The sequence below is a fragment of the Pseudomonas sp. NPDC090233 genome (assembly GCF_044772285.1).
Classification (GTDB): domain Bacteria; phylum Pseudomonadota; class Gammaproteobacteria; order Pseudomonadales; family Pseudomonadaceae; genus Aquipseudomonas.
The window spans coordinates 1-19,225 of record NZ_JBIVYQ010000001.1; the positions used below are offsets into that span (position 1 = coordinate 1).

The 19,225-nt window shown below is 62.3% G+C and carries 19 protein-coding genes, 1 rRNA gene and 1 pseudogene; 12 read left to right on the top strand and 9 right to left on the bottom strand.

All coding sequences use genetic code 11. The annotated features are described in order from the left end of the window. Nucleotides 1-88, top strand: a 5S ribosomal RNA gene (gene rrf, locus ACIQUF_RS00005); the annotation flags it as partial. A gap of 56 nt (nt 89-144) precedes the next feature. Here the strand turns inward: rrf and ACIQUF_RS00010 are convergent. After that, entirely contained in the window at nt 145-1,017 is an 873-nt protein-coding gene (locus ACIQUF_RS00010) for a universal stress protein (protein ID WP_403126525.1), read from the bottom strand. Between the two features lie 154 nt (nt 1,018-1,171). On the opposite strand from ACIQUF_RS00010, the gene ACIQUF_RS00015 reads away from it, so the two are divergent. After that, nucleotides 1,172-1,789 (top strand): tRNA-(ms[2]io[6]A)-hydroxylase, encoded by a 618-nt coding sequence (locus ACIQUF_RS00015; RefSeq protein WP_403126529.1) that lies wholly within the window; start codon nt 1,172-1,174, stop codon nt 1,787-1,789. Nucleotides 1,790-1,822: 33 nt separating this feature from the next. On the opposite strand, the gene ACIQUF_RS00020 is transcribed toward ACIQUF_RS00015, so the two are convergent. Next, entirely contained in the window at nt 1,823-2,143 is a 321-nt protein-coding gene (locus ACIQUF_RS00020) for a YqjD family protein (RefSeq protein ID WP_403126533.1), read from the bottom strand. A gap of 128 nt (nt 2,144-2,271) precedes the next feature. Here ACIQUF_RS00020 and ACIQUF_RS00025 point away from each other — a divergent pair, with 128 nt between their 5' ends. Beyond that, complete coding sequence (locus ACIQUF_RS00025) at nt 2,272-2,535, top strand: hypothetical protein (RefSeq protein ID WP_403126536.1); 264 nt, start codon at nt 2,272-2,274, stop codon at nt 2,533-2,535. Between the two features lie 15 nt (nt 2,536-2,550). Here the strand turns inward: ACIQUF_RS00025 and ACIQUF_RS00030 are convergent, their stop codons facing one another. After that, the gene (locus tag ACIQUF_RS00030) at nt 2,551-3,039 is read right to left on the bottom strand and encodes an LEA type 2 family protein (protein ID WP_403126540.1); all 489 of its coding nucleotides are present in this window, start codon (nt 3,037-3,039) and stop codon (nt 2,551-2,553) included. A 136-nt stretch (nt 3,040-3,175) separates the two neighbouring features. Between ACIQUF_RS00030 and ACIQUF_RS00035 the strand changes: the two are divergent. The 3 genes and pseudogenes from ACIQUF_RS00035 to ACIQUF_RS00045 all read left to right on the top strand — a co-directional run. Further along, nucleotides 3,176-3,683 (top strand): annotated as a pseudogene (locus ACIQUF_RS00035) (RNA polymerase sigma factor); the annotation flags it as partial. Between the two features lie 3 nt (nt 3,684-3,686). Next, nucleotides 3,687-4,559, top strand: a complete 873-nt coding sequence (locus tag ACIQUF_RS00040; protein ID WP_403128846.1) for a FecR family protein — start codon at nt 3,687-3,689, stop codon at nt 4,557-4,559. Between the two features lie 128 nt (nt 4,560-4,687). Continuing rightward, nucleotides 4,688-7,114 carry a TonB-dependent siderophore receptor gene (locus ACIQUF_RS00045; protein WP_403126544.1) on the top strand — a complete coding sequence of 809 codons (2,427 nt, stop codon included), beginning with the start codon at nt 4,688-4,690 and terminating at the stop codon, nt 7,112-7,114. 47 nt (nt 7,115-7,161) lie between these two features. Here ACIQUF_RS00045 and ACIQUF_RS00050 read toward each other — a convergent pair whose 3' ends face one another. Continuing rightward, nucleotides 7,162-8,052: a LysR family transcriptional regulator gene (locus tag ACIQUF_RS00050; protein WP_403126547.1), complete on the bottom strand. Its 891-nt coding sequence runs from the start codon at nt 8,050-8,052 to the stop codon at nt 7,162-7,164. A 102-nt stretch (nt 8,053-8,154) separates the two neighbouring features. Between ACIQUF_RS00050 and ACIQUF_RS00055 the strand changes: the two genes are divergently transcribed. The 6 genes from ACIQUF_RS00055 to ACIQUF_RS00080 all read left to right on the top strand — a co-directional run bounded on the left by ACIQUF_RS00055 (nt 8,155) and on the right by ACIQUF_RS00080 (nt 13,589). Next, on the top strand, nt 8,155-9,234 hold the full coding sequence (locus tag ACIQUF_RS00055) for a polyamine ABC transporter substrate-binding protein (RefSeq protein ID WP_403126551.1): 1,080 nt from the start codon (nt 8,155-8,157) through the stop codon (nt 9,232-9,234). Nucleotides 9,235-9,259: 25 nt separating this feature from the next. Beyond that, nucleotides 9,260-10,225: an agmatinase gene (gene speB, locus ACIQUF_RS00060; RefSeq protein ID WP_403126554.1), complete on the top strand. Its 966-nt coding sequence runs from the start codon at nt 9,260-9,262 to the stop codon at nt 10,223-10,225. 134 nt (nt 10,226-10,359) lie between these two features. After that, on the top strand, nt 10,360-10,677 hold the full coding sequence (locus ACIQUF_RS00065; protein ID WP_403126557.1) for a hypothetical protein: 318 nt from the start codon (nt 10,360-10,362) through the stop codon (nt 10,675-10,677). Nucleotides 10,678-10,699: 22 nt separating this feature from the next. Further along, entirely contained in the window at nt 10,700-11,848 is a 1,149-nt protein-coding gene (locus ACIQUF_RS00070) for a PQQ-dependent sugar dehydrogenase (protein ID WP_403126560.1), read from the top strand. A gap of 40 nt (nt 11,849-11,888) precedes the next feature. Continuing rightward, nucleotides 11,889-12,995, top strand: coding sequence for a cell division protein ZapE (zapE, locus tag ACIQUF_RS00075; RefSeq protein ID WP_403126563.1), 1,107 nt, complete (start codon nt 11,889-11,891; stop codon nt 12,993-12,995). A gap of 12 nt (nt 12,996-13,007) precedes the next feature. Next, nucleotides 13,008-13,589 (top strand): DinB family protein, encoded by a 582-nt coding sequence (locus ACIQUF_RS00080; RefSeq protein ID WP_403126567.1) that lies wholly within the window; start codon nt 13,008-13,010, stop codon nt 13,587-13,589. A gap of 109 nt (nt 13,590-13,698) precedes the next feature. Here ACIQUF_RS00080 and ACIQUF_RS00085 read toward each other — a convergent pair whose 3' ends face one another. The 5 genes from ACIQUF_RS00085 to yegQ form a co-directional block, all read right to left on the bottom strand. Then, entirely contained in the window at nt 13,699-14,697 is a 999-nt protein-coding gene (locus tag ACIQUF_RS00085) for an alpha/beta fold hydrolase (protein WP_403126570.1), read from the bottom strand. Between the two features lie 124 nt (nt 14,698-14,821). Then, a complete protein-coding gene (locus tag ACIQUF_RS00090; RefSeq protein ID WP_403126574.1) occupies nt 14,822-15,250 on the bottom strand; it encodes a DUF411 domain-containing protein in 429 nt (142 codons plus the stop codon). 15 nt (nt 15,251-15,265) lie between these two features. Continuing rightward, nucleotides 15,266-16,006 carry a copper resistance protein B gene (locus ACIQUF_RS00095; RefSeq protein ID WP_403126577.1) on the bottom strand — a complete coding sequence of 247 codons (741 nt, stop codon included), beginning with the start codon at nt 16,004-16,006 and terminating at the stop codon, nt 15,266-15,268. After that, nucleotides 15,999-17,711 (bottom strand): copper resistance system multicopper oxidase, encoded by a 1,713-nt coding sequence (locus ACIQUF_RS00100; protein WP_403128848.1) that lies wholly within the window; start codon nt 17,709-17,711, stop codon nt 15,999-16,001. Before ACIQUF_RS00100 ends, ACIQUF_RS00095 begins: the two co-directional genes overlap by 8 nt. 81 nt (nt 17,712-17,792) lie before the next feature. Beyond that, complete coding sequence (yegQ, locus tag ACIQUF_RS00105) at nt 17,793-19,121, bottom strand: tRNA 5-hydroxyuridine modification protein YegQ (protein ID WP_403126579.1); 1,329 nt, start codon at nt 19,119-19,121, stop codon at nt 17,793-17,795. Nucleotides 19,122-19,225: the final 104 nt, after the last annotated feature.

Here is a 19,225-nt window from a genome sequence, read left to right on the forward strand (position 1 = left end):
CTGATCCCATCCCGAACTCAGTAGTGAAACGATGCATCGCCGATGGTAGTGTGGGGTTTCCCCATGTGAGAGTAGGTCATCGTCAAGATTCATTTCGCAAAACCCCTATCTGCGTGAGCAGGTAGGGGTTTTGTCTTTTCAGCTTCAGGTGTCCTTGCCACGGGCTACTTCGGCCAAGTGTGCGATCGATTCTTCGCTTTTAAGCACCAGTACATCGCTCTCCAGCTCATCAAGCACGACTTCCGAAGTGTTGCCGATCAAGGCTCCAGAAATACCAGTGCGGGCGACAGTGCCGATCACCGTTACCACTGCATCGAGCTTCTTCTCGGTAAAGGGAATCAGCACATCCGCTGGCCCTTCCGCGACATGCAGACGATCCTCGCTGATGTCATATTCAGCCTGGAACGCACTACAAGCCTCCCGGTAACGTTTCTCGATAGTTTCGCTGAGCTGATAAACCGGGTCCGAAGCTGCCAGCATGGGTGAGGGATGAGCACTGATCACATGCAGATCACCTTTGGCCAGACCGGCGATTGCATACCCATGATCAATGATGTTCGCATGCAATCTGCGATGGTCTTCATCCTGATTGCCCACATCGACAGCCGCAAGAATCACCCCACCTGTCCAAGGCCGCTCACTCTTCACCATCAGCACAGCACAAGGGCACTGGCGCAACAGCTTCCAGTCGGTTGGCGTAAGCAAGGCTTTCTTCAATGGATTATCCGGGCGATGTTCCTTGATCACCAATTCGCAGCCTTCGGCTTGCTGTACAGCAATGATCGATTCATGCAACGTGTCATGCCATGCCTGCTCATGGGTGACGTTGTCATAACCATCATCATGCAACTGGCTGCTCAAGAGACTGAGCAACGCACTATGGTCGTGTTTCTTGTCGCACATCAGCAGGTGGAGGCGGGCACCGGTCACGCCAGCAATCAGCTTCGCGCGAGTCAACGCACGGCTATGCGCATGTTCAGGATCAAGTACGACAAGAATGCTGCGGACAGCTTGCATGGGCGTGAACTCCGTTCAAAGGTGGCGGCCAATGCCTGACTATAGTCGGCGCCCCTCGTGTCGCCGCTTGATGTACATCAAGCATAGCCACTGGCGCTTGCTGTCGCCGCCGGTATAATCGCCGGTCTTGTCCGTCCTGTGTGGTTGCACGTTTATGTCCCTGATCCCCGAAATCGATGCTTTTCTTGGCTGTCCTACGCCAGACGCCTGGATCGAAGCGGCGCTCGCCGACCAGGAAACGTTGCTGATCGATCACAAGAACTGCGAGTTCAAAGCGGCCAGTACGGCATTGAGCCTGATTGCCAAGTACAACACCCATCTGGACCTGATCAACATGATGTCGCGCCTGGCCCGCGAAGAACTGGTGCATCACGAGCAGGTACTGCGCCTGATGAAACGCCGAGGAGTGCCGTTGCGGCCGGTGTCGGCGGGGCGCTATGCGTCTGGTTTGCGACGTCTGGTACGTGCCCATGAGCCGGTAAAGCTGGTGGACACGCTGGTGGTGGGTGCATTCATTGAAGCCCGTAGCTGCGAGCGCTTTGCGGCCTTGGTACCGCATCTGGATGAGGAACTGGGCACGTTCTACCACGGCTTGCTGAAAAGCGAAGCGCGCCACTACCAAGGCTATCTGAAGTTGGCTCACCACTATGGGGATGAGGCGGACATTGCCAAGCGTGTGCTGCTGGTGCGCGAAGCTGAAGCTGAGTTGATTCAATCTCCAGACCAGGAGCTTCGCTTCCACAGCGGAATTCCAATGGCGCAGGCCGCCTGATCAGCGCTAGGCGGCTGCGCACGACACAACTGTCTAGTAGCGACGCCCCAGCAGCAGGCCGATCACCAGGCCAAAGCCCGCTGAGACAGCAACCGTCTGCCATGGATGCCCGCCAATATAGTCGTGAGTAGCCTCGACCACCGGTTGTGCCTTGGCGCGCACCTGTCCGGCAGCCTCCACAGCCTGGCGCAATTTCTGGCTGACCTGCGCGCGCAAAGTATCGGCTTCCTCGCCTACCAGGGAGGCGCTGTCGTTGAGCAGCTTTTCCGATTCTTCGATCAATGCCTGCAGCTCACTGAACACCTGATCCTTGATCTGCTCGCTGTTGGCTGCGATGGCGGTTTTTCGGGCCATGAACTCGTCCTCGTCGATGGGGGTGGTTAAGCAATGGATGCCGCCGCGCCGGGAAAGTTGCGCTGGCGTTCCGATAGTGCAGCGCCTCGGTGTAAGATAGCGGCCATTTTCAACAGGCAGGTACCTTCATGAGTTTCAATCTGGCCAACAGAAGCTTCGAGGAACGGGCGCAGATCGAGGCAGAAAAGGCCCGGCTATTCGAGATGTGGCAGAACAATCTCGGCAAAGCGAAGGGCGAGGCCGCGCGCCTGATCTCGGAAAAATCCCGCCGCAAGGGCAAGTGGGCCGAATGGGTGCGTGCCGAACTGGAAGGGATGTCGCCGCCCGAATATGCCGCAATGGTACGCAGTGAGGTCAACAAGATGATGGCCGCCGCCAGCGCCAACCGTTGATCCTGAAAGGCAGTGTCACCAATACAGACTGCCACCTTTGGGCAGGTCAAGCTTGCCCTCGTCGGTGAAGCGCACGGTTCCAAACGGCCCGCCGGCCAGTTTGCCGCGCAGCACATAAGGCATGCCCTGCAGTGAGTCGAGCTTGCTCAGGCCGTAGGCCTGGCGCAGGAAGCCGAACGCCGTGATGCTCACCGGCACCACCACCACCGCTTCGCCGTAGCGGCCAATATGCCCCTGCTGGTCGCTGACCCCAGACGCCAGCGGCTGGCCATTGACCTCCAGATTCAGCGCGATACCCTTGTAGTCGACCGCTGCCTCATTGGGGTTCTGCACTCGCATCTTGACCGCCATGCGCATTTCCAGCTCCTGCCCGGCAAGCGGTTCAATGCCGATCACGCTGATGTTCAGTGGGTCGCGTGGCTGGAACAGCGCGCAGGCATTGAGGCTGGCCGCGATCAGCAAAGCCAGTAACAAAGGGGCGCAGCGGTACAAACGGGCAGTCATGGGAATGGACCTTACCAACAGAGTCTGGCCTGCAGTGTGGCAAATGCACAGCGGCGTTGAAAGTATCAGGCCATTTGAAAGATACTGTTTCTCATTAACGCCCGATAACTCCTCCTACTGGCAGTATTCCCACCTCATGCTGACGTCTCCCGTGTCCGCTCTGCTGGCAAGTTTCCAGGAGCACTACGACGACCTGCTGCAGTTTTTGACCCGGCGCATGAGTGACCGGCAGCGCGCCGCTGATGTGGCGCAGGAGACGTACCTGAAACTGGTCAAGGTCGACGAGCAGGCGGTACCGGTCTTGCACGCGCGCAGTTTCATCTTCCGCGTGGCCGGCAACCTGGCAATCGACGCTTTACGCCGTGAACAACGCATGGCCGCCAGCCACGGCGACAGTGACAGTGCGGGGGAGGTGGCCTGCCCGGCGCCAGCGCCGGAAGCGGCGTTCTTGGCCCGTGAGCGCCTGCAGATCCTTGATGAAGGTTTGCTGCAACTGCCCGACAACGCTCGCCAGGCACTGCTGCTCAACCGTGTCGAAGGCCTGACCCATGCGCAGATCGCACAACGGCTGGGCGTTTCAGAGAGCATGGTGGCAAAATACATCGGCCAGGCCCTGCGTCACTGCCGTGACTGGCTCAAGACCAACCATGACTGACACCTCGACCATGCACGCTCCCCAGCCGATCAGCGACTTGTCCGACGATGCCCTCGACTGGCAGGTCCTGTTGCACTCAGGTAACGCCAGCGCGGCGGACCTGGCGCGTTACCAGCGCTGGCGTCAGTTGAGCCCGGCCCATGCCGAGGCCGCAATGGAGGCCTCGGCACTCTGGCAGGACCTTGGCCACACCTCCACTGCGCAGGCTCTCCAGGCCCCGCCCATACGCCGCAAGCGGCATTGGCTTGCAGGGATTGCCGCGTCCCTGGCGATACTGGTGGTCGGCTACAGCGGTTGGCAGCAAGCACCGCTGTGGCTGGCGGACTATCACACCAGCATGGGAGAGCGGCAGAGCATCACCCTGGCGGATGGCTCACGGGTGATGCTCAACAGCGCAAGCGCGCTGAAGGTGGCGTTCAGCGCCAGTGAACGCAGGGTGTCGGTACAGGCCGGCGAGGTGATGTTCGAGACCTCCGCCGATCCACGACCCTTTGTCGTCGAAAGCGCAGGCGAGACCGTAGAGGGTAGCGCCGCAACCTTCAGCGTCCGTCGCGATGGCCGGGTGGTCCTGGCCCAAGGCGCGGCCAAGGTAGGTGATCACAATCTGACCGTGGCCTTCGACGCCAACGCGCAGACCGCTTGGCAGCGAGGCAAGTTGATTTTCAACGGCAAACCCTTGGGCCAGGTGTTGGCCGAACTTGAACGTTACCAGCACGGCCGCATCCTGCTTTCCGACCACAAGCTGGCAGCGCTTGAGGTCAGCGGCGTATTCGACCTGAACGAGCCCCAGGCCCTGCTGCGTACACTTGAGCAGCGCTATGGCTTAAAGGTCACCTACCTGCCGTGGCTGGCTGTGGTGCATTGAGTCGCTGAAAAATAATCAGATTTTTTACTAAGGTCACTGCAAGTTGGTGCAATCCAGAACGTCGTAGTGGGACTGATCAGCAACCCATTCTCATTCACGACTTGTCTGGAAGCTCATTCGTGCCTCTCATGCCCAAGCCCTCGTACCGCCGCGGCGGTCGATTTCATCATGTCATGTTGTCCTGCAGTGCCCTGGCACTGTTCGCTGGCCCGCTGCAGGTGTGGGCTACCAACCAGGCCGGTCAGGCTCTCATAGCCGCTGCCCAGGTCCAGCTAAATGTGCCAGCGCAACCCCTTGATCAGGCACTCACGGCATTTGCCGACCAGGCTGGCTTGCACCTGCTGTATACCACCGACGATGTCGCAGGCCTCACCAGCCCGGCGTTGCAGGGCAACTACAGCGTCGAGCAGGCACTGCAACAGCTGCTGGCCGGCAGCGATCTGGTTTGGCAATTCAGTGATGCCCGCACGGTTACCCTGCGCAAGTCCGCAGCCGAGCCGCAGGCTATCAATTTGAAACCCACTGAAGTTACCGTCGCGTCGCGCACCAGCACAGCGATCAGCGAGATCCCCGGCACGGTCTGGGTGGTTGACCAGCAGCAACTGCGTGAACAGCTCGACAGCGGGGTGAGCCTGAAGGAGGCCATCGGCAAGTTGGTGCCAGGCCTGGACCTTGCTCCGGAAGGGCGTACCAACTACGGCCAGAACATGCGTGGGCGCAATGTGCTGGTGATGATCGACGGGGTCAGCCAGAACAGTTCGCGCGGCCTGTCGCGCCAGTTCGACAGCATCTCGCCGTTCAACGTCGAGCGCGTCGAGGTGTTGTCCGGCGCCAGCGCCATCTACGGTGGCGGTGCCACCGGCGGCATCATCAATATCGTGACCAAGAAAGGCGAGCCTGGCCCTGCGCGCTTCGAGACTCAACTGGGCGCCAGCAGCGGCTTCAACAACAGCGATGACCTGGCCACCCGGTTCGCCCAGTCGATCAGCGGCGGCAACGACCGGGTCAATGCCCGCCTGGGTATTTCCGGCGAGCAGAACGAAGCCTTTTACGATGGTGCGGGCGATCAGATCTTCATCGACAACACCCAGACCGACCTGCAGTACAACCGCATGATCGACGTACTCGGCACGCTTGGCCTGAAAATCAATGATGAGCAGAGCCTCGATTTGCTGGCCCAGTATTACGACTCCGGCAACCATGGCAGCACAGGCATCTACTTCCCCAACCTCAACTACAACGCCCCGTCCGACCTGGAGGATGCCGAGCTGCGCAGCGGCTATTCCTCGGACCTGGAGCCTCGCACCCGGCGCTTGCTGCTCAACGCCAACTACCACCATGCCGACGTGCTCGGCCAGGACTTCTATCTGCAGGCGTCCTACCGCAAGGAGGATGACAACTTCTACCCGTTCCCCTACTACAACCGCGCCACGCCAACCGGATCGCGCGGCGTGTACTTCGCCGCCTCGCAGCAGAACTTCGAGGTCAGCAGCCTCAAAGGCCTGTTCGCCAAGCAATGGGACACGCTCAAGCTGACCTATGGCATCGACCTCGACCGCGAGCGCTTCAACGCCGAGCAGACCACCTTCGATGCCCTTGCTTCGTCCGAAAGTGGCGGCCTGGAGATGGACAAGCAGAGCAAGGCCCCACGCTACCCCAGCTACCGGGTCGATGGCATTTCGGTCTACGCCCAGCTGGATTGGCATGCCACCGACAACCTGACGCTGTCCGGCGGTGCCCGGCGCCAGCAGATGGACGTGGATGTCAGCGACTTCAAGGGTGTGCCCGGTGGCAGCAACGACTACCAGGTCGACCTGTACAACGTCGGTGCCATCTATGATTTCAAGAACGGCCATCAGGTGTGGACCAACTATGGCGAAGGTTTCGACTTGCCGGACCCGGCCAAGTACTACGGCAAACCCGGCCTGAGCGTGGCCGACAACCCGCTGGCAGGTATCAAGAGCCGCCAGGTAGAGCTTGGTTGGCGCTATGCCGACCTGGACTGGGACGCCCAGGCCGCGCTGTACTACATCTGGTCGGACAAGATCATCAACGTCGATTCGCAAACGCTGACGATCAACGTCGAAGAACAGAAGAGCCGCGACTTCGGCTTCGAAGGTGCGCTGACCCGGCATTTCCAGAATGGTTGGGAAAGCGGCGGCACTTTGCACTTGACCCGTTCCGAAGAGGAGGCCGCCGATGGTGATTGGATCAAGCGCGATGCCCGCTATGCCTCGCTGTCCAAAGCCACTGCCTTCGTCGGCTGGAAGGGCGATGGCCGCAGTGCGCGGCTGCAGGCCAACCACGCGTTCAGCCTGAAGGACGATGCCGACCACGAGATCGACGGGTATACCACTTTCGATTTGCTGGGCAGCCAGGACACCGGCTTCGGTACCTTCAGCGCGGGTATCCAGAACCTGTTGGACAAGCAGTACAGTACGGTCTGGGGGCAGCGGGCGACGCTGTTCTACTCGCCCACCTATGGGCCGGCGTACCTGTATGACTATCAGGGGCGTGGGCGCACCTACACCCTGACTTGGAGCATGGCTTACTGACCTGTGTCTGCCTGCACTGGCGGCAAGGCCGGTGCAGGCGGATTCGCTTAAGCAAACGCAGCCCGCAAATCCTCCGCTAACGCTTGTTGTGCTTCCCCGGGGGCCTGCGCCCGATGCCTGGCCAGGGTAAACGGCACACCGAAGTCCAGTTCGGTATCCAATGCCCGCAATACGCCTTGGCGCTCCCAGCCGGCGGCACAATGGCACGGCAAATAACCAATATGCCGCCCCGACAGAATGAAGGTCAGCACACTCTCGATCTGCTCAGCCACGGCCATGCTGCGCCGGCTCTGGAACGGCTCGCCGGCTTTGAGAAAGCGGTAGGGGTGCCGCACTTGATCAGCGTCGAGCAATTGCTCGCGCGTTATTTGCGTCATGCCAAACAATGGGTGCCCCTTGGCACAGTACAAACGTTGGCGCTCTTCGAACAAGGGCTCGTAATCGAACGCCGCCTGGTTGCCGGAGAAGTAGCTGATGGCGTAATCGAGGCGCTGCTCCAGCAGCAATCGCTCCAACTCCGCTGGCGGCGCGCTGATCAGTTCCAACTGCACCGACTCGTCCCGTTCGCGAAAGCGTGAAATGGCCGACGCCAGGCGTAGGCTGACGGCCGGGTCCTGATTCTCCGCCATGCCCACCCGTACTGTTCCCAGCAAACGCCCACCCACGCCGTTGGCCTGCTGACGAAACTGCTCGATGCTCACCAGCAATGCCCGCGCGGCGTCCAGCAGAAGCTCACCCTTTTCGGTCAGGCGAAACCCACGCTTGCCCCGGCTGCACAGGCGATAACCCAGGCGCGCTTCCAGCTGTGCCATGCGCTGGCTGATGGTGGGCTGGCTCAGGCCGGAAACCCCCTGGGCGGCGCTGAAGCCACCGGCCTCGACTACAGTGACGAACAGCCGCAACAGATGCAGGTCAGGGTCGTGCAGTTGTCCAAGCATCACATTGCTCCTGATGAATGTCAGCTTTGCAAACTTGCCATTCTTGCAATGTAACCCGGCTGGCATGCTGGCGGCATCCACCCATTAGCCGAGGTGTCCGTCATGCGTCGATCGTTGTGTCTGCTGTCCCTGTTCCTGGCCTTGCCCCTGCACGCTGAAGAAAAGGTGGTCAACCTCTACAGTTGGGCGGACTACGTTGCCCCGGAAACCTTACAACGCTTCGAAAAGGAAACCGGCTATAAGGTGCGTTACGACACCTTCGATACCACAGAGGTGCTGGAAACCAAGCTGCTGACCGGTGGCAGCGGCTATGACGTGGTGGTGCCGTCGTCCACCGTGCTGGCGCGGGCGCTCAAGGCCAATGCCCTGCAGCCTCTGGACGCGCAGGGCATGCCCGGTTACGCCAACCTCGACAAGGACCTGCTGGCCAAGCTGGCCGAGGCCGACCCCGGCAATCGCTACGCGGTGCCTTACACCTGGGGCACGCTGGGCCTGGGCGTCAATGTCGAGGCCGTGCGCCAACGCCTGGGAGATGTGCCTCTGGACAGCCTCGACCTGCTGTTCAAGCCCGAATACGCCAGCCGACTGAAAGAATGTGGCATCGCCATGCCCGACTCACCCCAGGAGGTTATCGGCGTCGCGCTGAATTATCTGGGCAAGGATCCTTACAGCCAAGACAAAGCTGACCTGGCTGCGGCGCAGAACCTGTTGAAGCAGTTGCAACCGTCGATCAGCTACGTCGCCAATGGCCGGCAGATCAGCGACCTGGCCAACGGCAGCGTGTGCCTGGCATTGACTTACAACGGTGACGCCGCCATGGCTGCCGATCAGGCACGCCGCGCCGGCATACCTTTCGAGCTGATCTACCGCATCCCCCGTGAGGGGACGCTGATCTGGCAGGACAACCTGGTCATCCCCAAGGATGCCCCGCATCCAGAGGCGGCACGGGCTTTCATCGCCTTCATGCTGAAGCCCGAATCGGTCGCCGCGCTGACCAACACGCTGTTCTTCGCCAACGCCAACCAGGCCGCGACACCCCTGGTCGACGAGGCCGTGCGCAATGACCCGGATATCTACCCGCCCGCTGACGTGCGTGAGCGCCTGTTTGCCGACCGCAGCATGGCGTTGTCCGACCTGCGCCAGCGCAACCGCTTGTGGACGGCATTCCGCACCCGCCAGTAATGCACAACAACAAAGGAGCTCGACCGTGGAGCAAGCCCAGAACAACGACCAGGCCATGACCCGCGACAGCCTGTATGGCACCGCAGCGGAAAGTACCTACGCCGGTATTACCAGTTTCTCCCGCCGCCGCTACAGCCGAGACCTGCGCGGGGTGGACGTAGTGGTCAGCGGCGTGCCGTTCGACACCGCCACCAGCAACCGCCCAGGCGCGCGCTTCGGGCCGCGGGCCATCCGCGCCGCCTCGGTGCAGCAGGCCTGGGCGCGCCACTGGCCGTGGGCATTCGACCCGTTCGACCACCTGGCGGTAATCGATTACGGCGACTGCGCGTTCGACAGCGGTACGCCGCAGTCGGTCCCGGACAGCATCGAAGCCCACGCCGAACACATTCTCGAAGCGGGCTGCGCCATGCTTACCCTGGGCGGCGACCATTTCATCAGTTATCCGCTGCTCAAGGCCCACGCCCGGCGTCATGGCCCGCTGGCATTGATTCATTTCGATGCGCACAGCGACACCTGGCAGGACGAGGAGGGAAAACGTATCGACCACGGCACGATGTTCTGGCACGCCGCGCGCGAAGGCCTGGTAGACCCGTCGTGCTCGGTACAGATCGGCTTGCGCACCACCAATGACGACAGCCAGGGTTTCGCCATCCTCGATGCCCGGCAAGTGCATCGCCAGGGCACGGAAGCGGTGATCGCGGCGATCCGCCAGCGGGTTGGCGAGCGGCCGGTGTACCTGACCTTTGACATCGACTGCCTTGACCCGGCCTATGCACCCGGCACCGGCACGCCAGTGTGCGGCGGCCTGACCACGGTGCAGGCGCTGGAGATCCTCGGTGGCCTGCGCGGCATCAACCTGGTGGGCATGGACTTGGTGGAGGTGGCGCCCGCCTACGATCATGCCGACATCACCGCCTTGGCGGGCGCAACGCTGGCCATGGAGATGCTTTGCCTGTATGCGGCACGGCACAAGGTCGATATCACCCGCTGATCAGTGGGGCCGCGCAGGCCCCCAACAGGTTCATACTGAAACATCACGAATCGCATTCACACTTTTGCCGCGAACCCCTCGCGCCTTAGGCTATCCAACGCATGAGGCGCGCCTTTTCGTACAGGAGGTGAAGCATGAACCTGATATTGCCAACCCTGGCCATCGGCCTGTTGCTGAGTTTGTCGGCACAGGCGGCGCCTGAGCAGCCATTGCAGCTCGCCGCCAGCAACAACAATCCCTACAACAGCCCTATCCAGCGCGCCAACCCCAATAGCCGCCAAGGCAGCGTGCAAGCAGCGCCGCCGGTGCGCGGCCCTTCGACCGCGCCAATTCAGCGCACACCTTCCCTGGACAACCGTGGCATAGGCAATGGCGACAACCTGCGCCGCCAGCAACAGACGCCCAATCTGGAACCCACCCGCCCACCGCGTGATACCCAGCGCGCGCCTTGAGCCCCTTTGAAAGGACTTCTGCATGATCCGAGCTACCTGGCTGACCACACTAACCGCCGCCGCATTGTTGCCGCTGTTCGCGCACGCTGCGGCCGAGCAGCAGTTCTCAAGCGAAGAAGGGCAGATCACCGTCAGCACTGTGGCTGATGGCCTGCGCAACCCGTGGGCATTGGCGTTTCTTCCGGGCGGCAAGGACATGCTGGTCACCGAACGTCCCGGTAACCTGCGCGTAGTCAGTGCCGAAGGCAAGGTCGGCCCGCCCATCAGCGGCGTACCCAAGGTCTGGGCCGAGGGCCAAGGCGGGCTGCTCGATGTGGTGCTGTCGCCAGAGTTCTCCAAGGATCGCACCGTGTACCTGTCGTATGCCGAAGAGGGCAGCGATGGCAAGGCCGGTACTGCAGTGGGCCGCGGGCAATTGTCCGAAGACCGCGCTCGGCTGGAGAACTTCAATGTGATCTTCCGCCAACAGCCCAAGCTGTCGGTTGGCAACCACTTCGGTTCGCGGCTGGTGTTCGACCGTAACGGCTACCTGTTCATCGCCCTGGGCGAGAACAACCAGCGCCCGACCGCACAGGACCTGGACAAACTCCAGGGCAAGATCGTGCGCATTCTGCCTGATGGCGAAGTACCCAAGGACAACCCCTTCGTCGGCAAGAACAACGTGCGCCCCGAGATCTGGTCGTTCGGCCACCGCAACCAGCAGGGCGCGGCGCTCAACCCTTGGACCGGCAAGCTCTGGACCCATGAGCACGGCCCGCGCGGCGGTGACGAGATCAACATCCCGCAAGCGGGCAAGAATTACGGTTGGCCGATTGCCACGCATGGAATCAACTATTCCATGTTGGCGATTCCCGAAGCCAAGGGCGAGCACGTCGATGGCATGGTCGACCCGCACCATGTCTGGGAAAAATCGCCTGGGATCAGCGGCATGGCGTTCTATGACAGCCCGACCTTCAAGGCCTGGGATCACAACCTATTCATAGGCGCGCTGGCGACCCAGGAATTGATCCGCCTGCAACTCGAAGGCGACAAGATCGTCCACGAGGAACGTTTGCTGGGCGACCTGAAGGCGCGCATCCGCGATGTGCGGGTCGGGCCGGATGGTTATCTGTATGTGCTGACCGATGACAAGGACGGGGCCTTGCTGAAAGTGGGCCTGAGCGAAGGCTGAAGCGGGTTGCCGACGATCGGGCCCATGCACATAATGCTGCATGGCGCTCGATCCCAGTTCTCTCTACCAGCAGGCCCTTGCTGATCAAGGCTACGTTCCCGACCCGGCGCAAGCCCTGGCCGTCAGCGCCCTGCAAGCCTGTTTCGAGGCCATCGAACAAGGGAGGGTCGCCCAGGGTATCTATCTCTGGGGCCCGGTCGGGCGCGGCAAGACCTGGCTCATGGACCTGTTCCACCGCTGCCTGAGCATCCCGGCCCGGCGCCAGCATTTTCACCACTTCATGGCCTGGGTGCATCAGCGCCTGTTCCAGCTCAATGGCACCGCCGACCCGCTGCAAGCGCTCGCCCGTGAGCTTGCGGGCCAAATCCGTGTGCTGTGTTTCGACGAACTGTTCGTCAGCGATATCGGCGATGCAATCATCCTCGGCCGCCTGTTCCAGGTGCTGTTCGATCATGGCGTGGTGGTGGTGGCCACCTCCAACCAGCCGCCGCAACAGCTGTACCGTGACGGTTTCAATCGCGAGCGTTTCTTGCCGGCCATCAGTGCCATTGAGCGGCACATGCAGGTGATGCCGGTGGCTGGCGAGCAAGACCATCGTCTTCATCCTGGCGTAGCACGCCAGCGCTATTGGGTAGCTGAACAGGGCAGCGGCGGGGCATTGGCGGCGGTGTTCCAGCAGCTCAGCGTGGATGACCCGGGTAGCACGACGCCGCTGTCGATCGGGTCACGGCAGATCCAAGTGGTCCGGCACAGCCCACAAGCGCTCTGGTGCCGCTTCACCGACTTGTGTGAGCAGCCGCTGGCGGCCATCGACTTCATGGCTCTGTGTGACCGTTTTCCGGCGATCCTGGTGGAAGGCATCCCCGCCCTGAGCGGCCAGCAACGTGCCGGGCGAATTGCCCGAGGTACCGAGGACGGCGCTGCGCGGGTGGAGGCGGGCGACCGTCAGCTGCCGGCCTTGTCACCCAAGGATGACGCCGTACGCCGCTTCATTGCCCTGGTCGACGAATGCTACGACCGCAGGGTGGCCTTGTACCTGGAGGCGCGGGTACCGCTGGAAGCGCTCTACACTCAAGGGTATCTGGCGTTCCCGTATCAACGGACCCTGAGCCGGCTACGGGAGATGCAACTGCAACGCTTCGCCTGAAGGAGCCGACCCATGCAGCCGCTGTCGCACCATCTGCTGACCCAGGCCTACAACAATGGCTGGGCCAATCACCGCCTGTACAAGGCCTGCCTGCAACTGACCCAGGACGAGTTCGTCGCCCCCCGTTGCAGCTTTTTCCCCTCGATAAAGGCCACCCTCAACCATCTGCTGACGGTGGACTGGTTCTACCTGCACATGCTCGAGTGCGAGCAGCGTGGCGAGGCGCCTGAACCTGATGGCGAGCGCTTCTTCGAACCGGAACAACCCTTTGCCACCTGTACCGACCTGCATGCCCAGCAGGCCCAGGCAGACCAAAGGCTGATCACCTACTGCAGTAGGCTGCACGACGATCAACTGGCGCGCTATGTCAGCATCGTGCGGCCAGACCGGGTGCAACGCGAGCCGCGCCTGCGCCTGTTGGCGCATTTGTTCGAGCATCAGATCCATCACCGTGGGCAGGTCCATGCGATGCTCAGCGACACGGCGGTGCGGCCACCGCAGCTCGATGAGTTTTTCTGCGAGGAAGAGGCCGGGTTGCGCGAGGCGGACTTTGCCGAGTTGGGCTGGACAGAAAGCCAGGTATGGAGGGGTTAACAGCCCCCTGTGGGAGCGGCTTCAGCCGCGAACACCGGCAAAGCCGGTGCCATCCACCGCGTTGTCCGCTTCGCGGCTAAAGCCGCTCCCACCGGTCACGGGCAGGGTTCTACTTCCCAAGCCACTCGATCAATGTCTTGTTGAAACGCCGCGGCTCTTCGATCTGCGGCGCATGCCCCATGCCTTCGAAGGTCACCAGTTCACCCTGCGGAATCAGCTTGGCCACCTGCGGGCCGAGTTCCTTGTAGTGCCCTAACCGCGCCTTGACTTCCGGCGGGGCAATATCACTGCCGATGGCCGTGCTGTCCTGGTCACCGATCAGCAGCAGGGTCGGCATTTTCAGGTCCTTGAACTCGTGGTTCACCGGCTGGGTGAAGATCATGTCGTAGATCAGCGCCGAGTTCCATGCCACCACTTCATGCCCCGGGCCCTTGTTCAACCCCACCAGCATCTGTACCCAGCGCTCGTACTCGGGTTTCCAGCGCCCCGCGTAATAGGTCTTGCGCTCATACTCGCGCACGCCCTCGGCATCGAGCTTGAGTTCGCGGGCATACCACTGGTCCACCGTGCGATAGGGCACGCCCAGGGCTTTCCAGTCTTCCAGGCCGATCGGGTTGACCATCGCCAGGCGCTCGACCTGCTGCGGGTACATCAGCGCATAGCGGGTGGCGAGCATGCCACCGGTGGAGTGACCGAGGATGATCGCCTGCTTGATACCCAATTGTTCGAGCAGTGCATGGGTGTTGGCGGCCAACTGCTGGAAGCTGTACTGGTAATAGTCCGGCTTGCTCGACGTGCAGAAGCCGACCTGGTCAGGAGCGATGACCCGGTAGCCCGCCTGGCTCAGCGCATCGATCGTGGTTTCCCAGGTGGCGGCGCAGAAGTTCTTGCCATGCATCAGCACCACGCTGCGGCCATTGGCCTGGCCTTTGGCGGGCACGTCCATGTAGCCCATCTGCAGGCGCTGGCCCTGGGACTGGAAGTCGAAATGCTTGAGGGGGTGAGGGTAGCTGAAGCCTTCGAGTTGTTTACCGTAGGTGGGCGACTCGGCAGCGATGGCCGGGGCGCCGATGAGGCAGGCCAAGGCCAGGGCGGTTGCGCGCAGCATGGGGGCACTCCGTGTGGGACCATGTAGGAATTGGCGACTTTAGCAGCCGCAGAAGCACCTTAAACGTTAAAGGTGTTACCAGGCATGAAACCAGCGGCGCAGCGTGGCCCCCGAAGGCCGAGTATCAGTAGTTGGCAACCACGGTGTCCTGGCCATCCTGGGTCACACCGATAACCTGATAGGCGTCTTTGTGGTCACCCATTTCCATGCCCGGCGAGCCCATCGGCATGCCCGGTACGGCCAGGCCCTTGAGGTCGCTGCGTTTGGCCAGCAGACGCACCTGCTCGGCCGGCACATGGCCTTCGACGAACTTGCCGTCGATCACCCCGGTGTGGCACGACGCCAGGCGGGGCGCCACGCCCAGGCGCTGCTTGACGGCGCTCATGTTCGGCTCGACGTGGTCGTTGACGGTGAAGCCGTTGTCGCGCAGGTGGCTGATCCAGGCCTTGCAGCAGCCACAGTTAGGGTCGCGGTAGACATCGATGACCTCGGCGGCCTGGGCCAGGCCGGAGATGGCCAGCAGGCCGAAAGCGATCAGGTGTTTGTGCATCATGGTCAAGCCACTCCTTTAGAATCGCAGACGCACGCCTGCCACCAGGCGGGTCTGGCCGAGGTCTTCATCGTCCTCGCGGGCCTGGTCGGCACGGTTGCCGTGCAGGCGGTTGAAGCTTACTCCGATATACGGCGCGAAGCCTCGGGTGATTTCGTAGCGCAGGCGCAAGCCGACCTCGCTGTCGGCCAGCCCCGCGCCTTGCTCGCGTCCGGCGTCGTTGCGGCCGAAGAAATTGGCTTCCACGGTTGGCTCAAGGATCCAGCAATTGGTCAGCAGCATAGCGTAGGCAGCTTCAAGGCGCAGCGCGGCCTGTTGCCGCTCGCCCGCGTAGGCCGTGGCCTCTATCTCCAGTCCATACAGTGGCGTGCCCTGGATGCCGAACGCGGCCCAGGTCTGGCCGCTGGCGGGTTTGAAGTCCTGGCGAACACCGCCGACCAGCTCCCACCACGGGCTTATCGCATGCCCCCAAAGCGCCTGCAGTTCGGCCTTGTGCGTTTTGCCCTGCTCGCGCTCCCCCTCGCTGCGCAGCCAGAGTCGGTCGATATCGCCACCTATCCAGGCGGTGGCGTTCCAGTTCAGTGCGCTGCTGTCGAAATGCTGGTATTCCAGCTGGTCGACAATGACTGCCCAGTTGACGGCGCGATCATGCACCTGGTGACCGGTCAGGGGCGCAGACGCGGCCACCGCCCGCTCACTGCTGAGCAACGTCAGCAAGGCGACGCCGGCCACGATGCGGCGGTTCTTGAACTCATTCATCGACCCGTACCTCGCGGAACATGCCGGTCTCCATGTGGTAAAGCAGGTGGCAGTGGTAAGCCCAGCGGCCCAGGACGTCGGCGCTTACCCGGTAGCTACGGCGGCTGCCGGGTGGGATGTCGACGGTGTGCTTGCGCACCATGAAGCGCCCGTGTTCGTCTTCCAGGTCGCTCCACATGCCGTGCAGGTGAATGGGGTGGGTCATCATGGTGTCGTTGACCAGGGTGATGCGCACGCGCTCGCCATAGGTCAGGCGCAGCGGTTCGGCGTCACTGAACTTGACCCCATCGAACGACCAGGCGAAGCGTTCCATGTGGCCGGTCAGGTGCAGTTCGATCTCCCGCGAGGGTTCGCGACCGTCCGGGTCGGGGTAGGGGCTGCGTAGGTCGGCATAGGTCAGTACCCGGCGACCGTTGTCGCGCAGGCCGATGCCGGGGTCGGCCAGGTTGGCCCGAGGGGTCATGGTCTGCATGTCGACCAACGGGTTGTCGGTTTCGCTGGCCGGATGCTGCTGCATGGCCGACATCGCCGAATGGTCCATGCCAGCCATGTTGCTGTGATCCATGCCTGCCATATTGCTGTGATTCATGCTCGTCATGGCGCCGTGGCCCATGTCGTCCATGCTCAGCACGGGCCGCGGGTCCGGTTGTGGCACGGGGGCTTGCAGGCCGCTGGCTCGGGCCAGTGTGCCGCGGGCAAAGCCGCTGCGGTCCATGCTCTGGGCATACAAGGTGTAGGCGGGCAGGTCACCGACAGTTACCAGCACGTCGTAGGTTTCGGCCACGGCGATGCGCAGTTCGTCCACGGTTACGGGCGTCACCGGCAGGCCATCGGCCGCGATGACCGTGAGCTGCAAGCCGGGAATGCGGAAATCGAAGTACGTCATGGCCGAGGCGTTGATCAACCGCAAGCGCACGGTTTCGCCTGGCTGGAACAGGCAGGTGAAGTTGCCGTCCGGGGGCTGGCCGTTGAGCAGGTAGGTGTAGGTGGCGGCGCTGATGTCGGCGAGGTCGGTGGGGCTCATGCGCATGCGTGCCCAGGCCATGCGCTCGTCGACGGTATTGCTCCAGCCCTTGTGCGCGACGTCCTCGATGAAATCGCCGACCGTGCGTTTGTGGTAGTTGAAGGCATCCGATTGCTTTTTCAGTGTCGCCAGCAGGGCTTCGGGCGCCTGGTCCGACCAGTCGCTGAACAACAGCACGTGGTCGCGCTGATAGCGGTGCGCTTCAGGTTCGCGCGGCTCGATGACGATGGCGCCGTACACCCCAGCCTGCTCTTGCAGGCCGGAATGGCTGTGGTACCAGTAGGTGCCGCTCTGGCGCAGGGTGAACTGGTAAAGGTAATCGCCTCCCGGGGCGATGCCGGCGAAACTCAGGCCGGGTACGCCATCCATGTTGGCGGGCAGGATGATGCCGTGCCAGTGAATCGAGGTGTCCTGGTCAAGTCGGTTGCGCACGCGCAGCGTCACCGTATCGCCTTCGCGCCAGCGCAGCAGTGGCCCGGGCAGGCTGTCGTTGATGGTCAACGCAGTGCGTGGGCTGCCGGTGATGTTGACCGGGGTCTGGCCGATGAACAGCTCGAAGTGCTGGCCGGCCAGTTCTCGGCCATCGGCAGCCTGGGCAAGCGGGCGCCACAGACCGAGGCCTATAAATGTGGTGGCGGCGCCCAGGCCTTTGACGAAGGTACGGCGGGTGGGGTTGCGCAACATGGCGTGGCCTCTTGCGGAAGAGCCACGATCTTCACCTGGGGCGCCTGTCAGCTAGCTGAGGCGGACATTACAGCGTTGTCAGCCAGCCTGTTCGCCCAGGTCGCGCATCAGCAGGCCATACTCCAGCGCTACCTGTTCAGGGATTGGCAGATACACCACATGACCATCCCCGGGTGCCACTTCGATGGTCCGCTGCTGACCGTCGCACAGGCGGTGCAGGTCGAAGTGGTAGTTGCCGCGTGGGGTCATCAGTTCCAGGTGGTCACCGACGGCGAAGCGGTTCTTGACCTTGACCTCGGCCAGGCCGTCGACCCGCACACCCGTCAGCTCGCCGACGAACTGCTGGCGCTCGGACAACGAATTGCCCCGCAGGTAATTCTGGTATTCGTCATGCACATGGCGGCGCAGGAAACCTTCGGTGTAGCCGCGTTGTGCCAGCGATTCCAGGTTGTCCATCAAGGCCATGTCGAACGGCCGCCCGGCAGCGGCGTCGTCGATCGCCTTGCGGTACGACTGCACCGCGCGGGCGCAGTAGAAGTGCGACTTGGTACGGCCCTCGATCTTCAGCGAGTGCACGCCCATGGCCGCAAGCCGCTCGACGTGCTGGATGGCGCGCAGGTCCTTGGCATTCATGATGTAGGTGCCATGTTCATCCTCGAACGCGGGCATCTCGCTGCCTGGGCGGTTGCTCTCCTGCAGCAGGAATACCTGTTCGGTCGGCGCGCCGTGGCCCAGGGTCGGTTCGACCTCGCGCACGATGTCGCCCGTGGCATTCTCGGTGGCCGCTGTGGCGTCGTACTTCCAGCGGCAGGCGTTGGTGCACGAGCCCTGGTTGGCATCACGTTTGTTGAGGTAGCCCGACAACAGGCAACGGCCGGAGTAGGCCATGCACAGCGCGCCATGGACAAACACCTCCAGTTCCATGTCCGGTACTTGCAGGCGGATTTCCTCGATCTCTTCCAGGGAAAGCTCCCGCGACAGGATCACCCGGCTCAGGCCCATCTGTTGCCAGAACCGCACGCTGGCCCAGTTGACCGTGTTGGCCTGTACCGACAGGTGCACCGGCATCTGCGGGAAATGCTCGCGCACCAGCATGATCAGGCCGGGGTCCGACATGATCAGTGCATCGGGGCCCATCTCGATGACGGGCGCCAGGTCCTTGAGGAAGGTTTTCAGTTTGGCGTTGTGCGGGGCGATATTGACCACCACATAGAACCGCTTGCCCAACTGGTGTGCCTCTTGGATACCCAAGGCCAGGTTGGCGTGATCGAATTCGTTATTGCGCACCCGCAAGCTGTAGCGCGGCTGCCCGGCATAGACCGCATCGGCGCCGTAGGCGAATGCATAGCGCAGGGTTTTGAGGGAGCCGGCAGGAGCCAGCAGTTCGGGCTTGGCGGGGAGGTTCATGTGCGCACCGGGGCAAAAAGCGCGGATGCTAAGGCCTGCCCGCTGGAGCCATGTTGATTTGAATCAAGGGTGCGACGGCACTTTTGCGATTACGCCGTGCACTA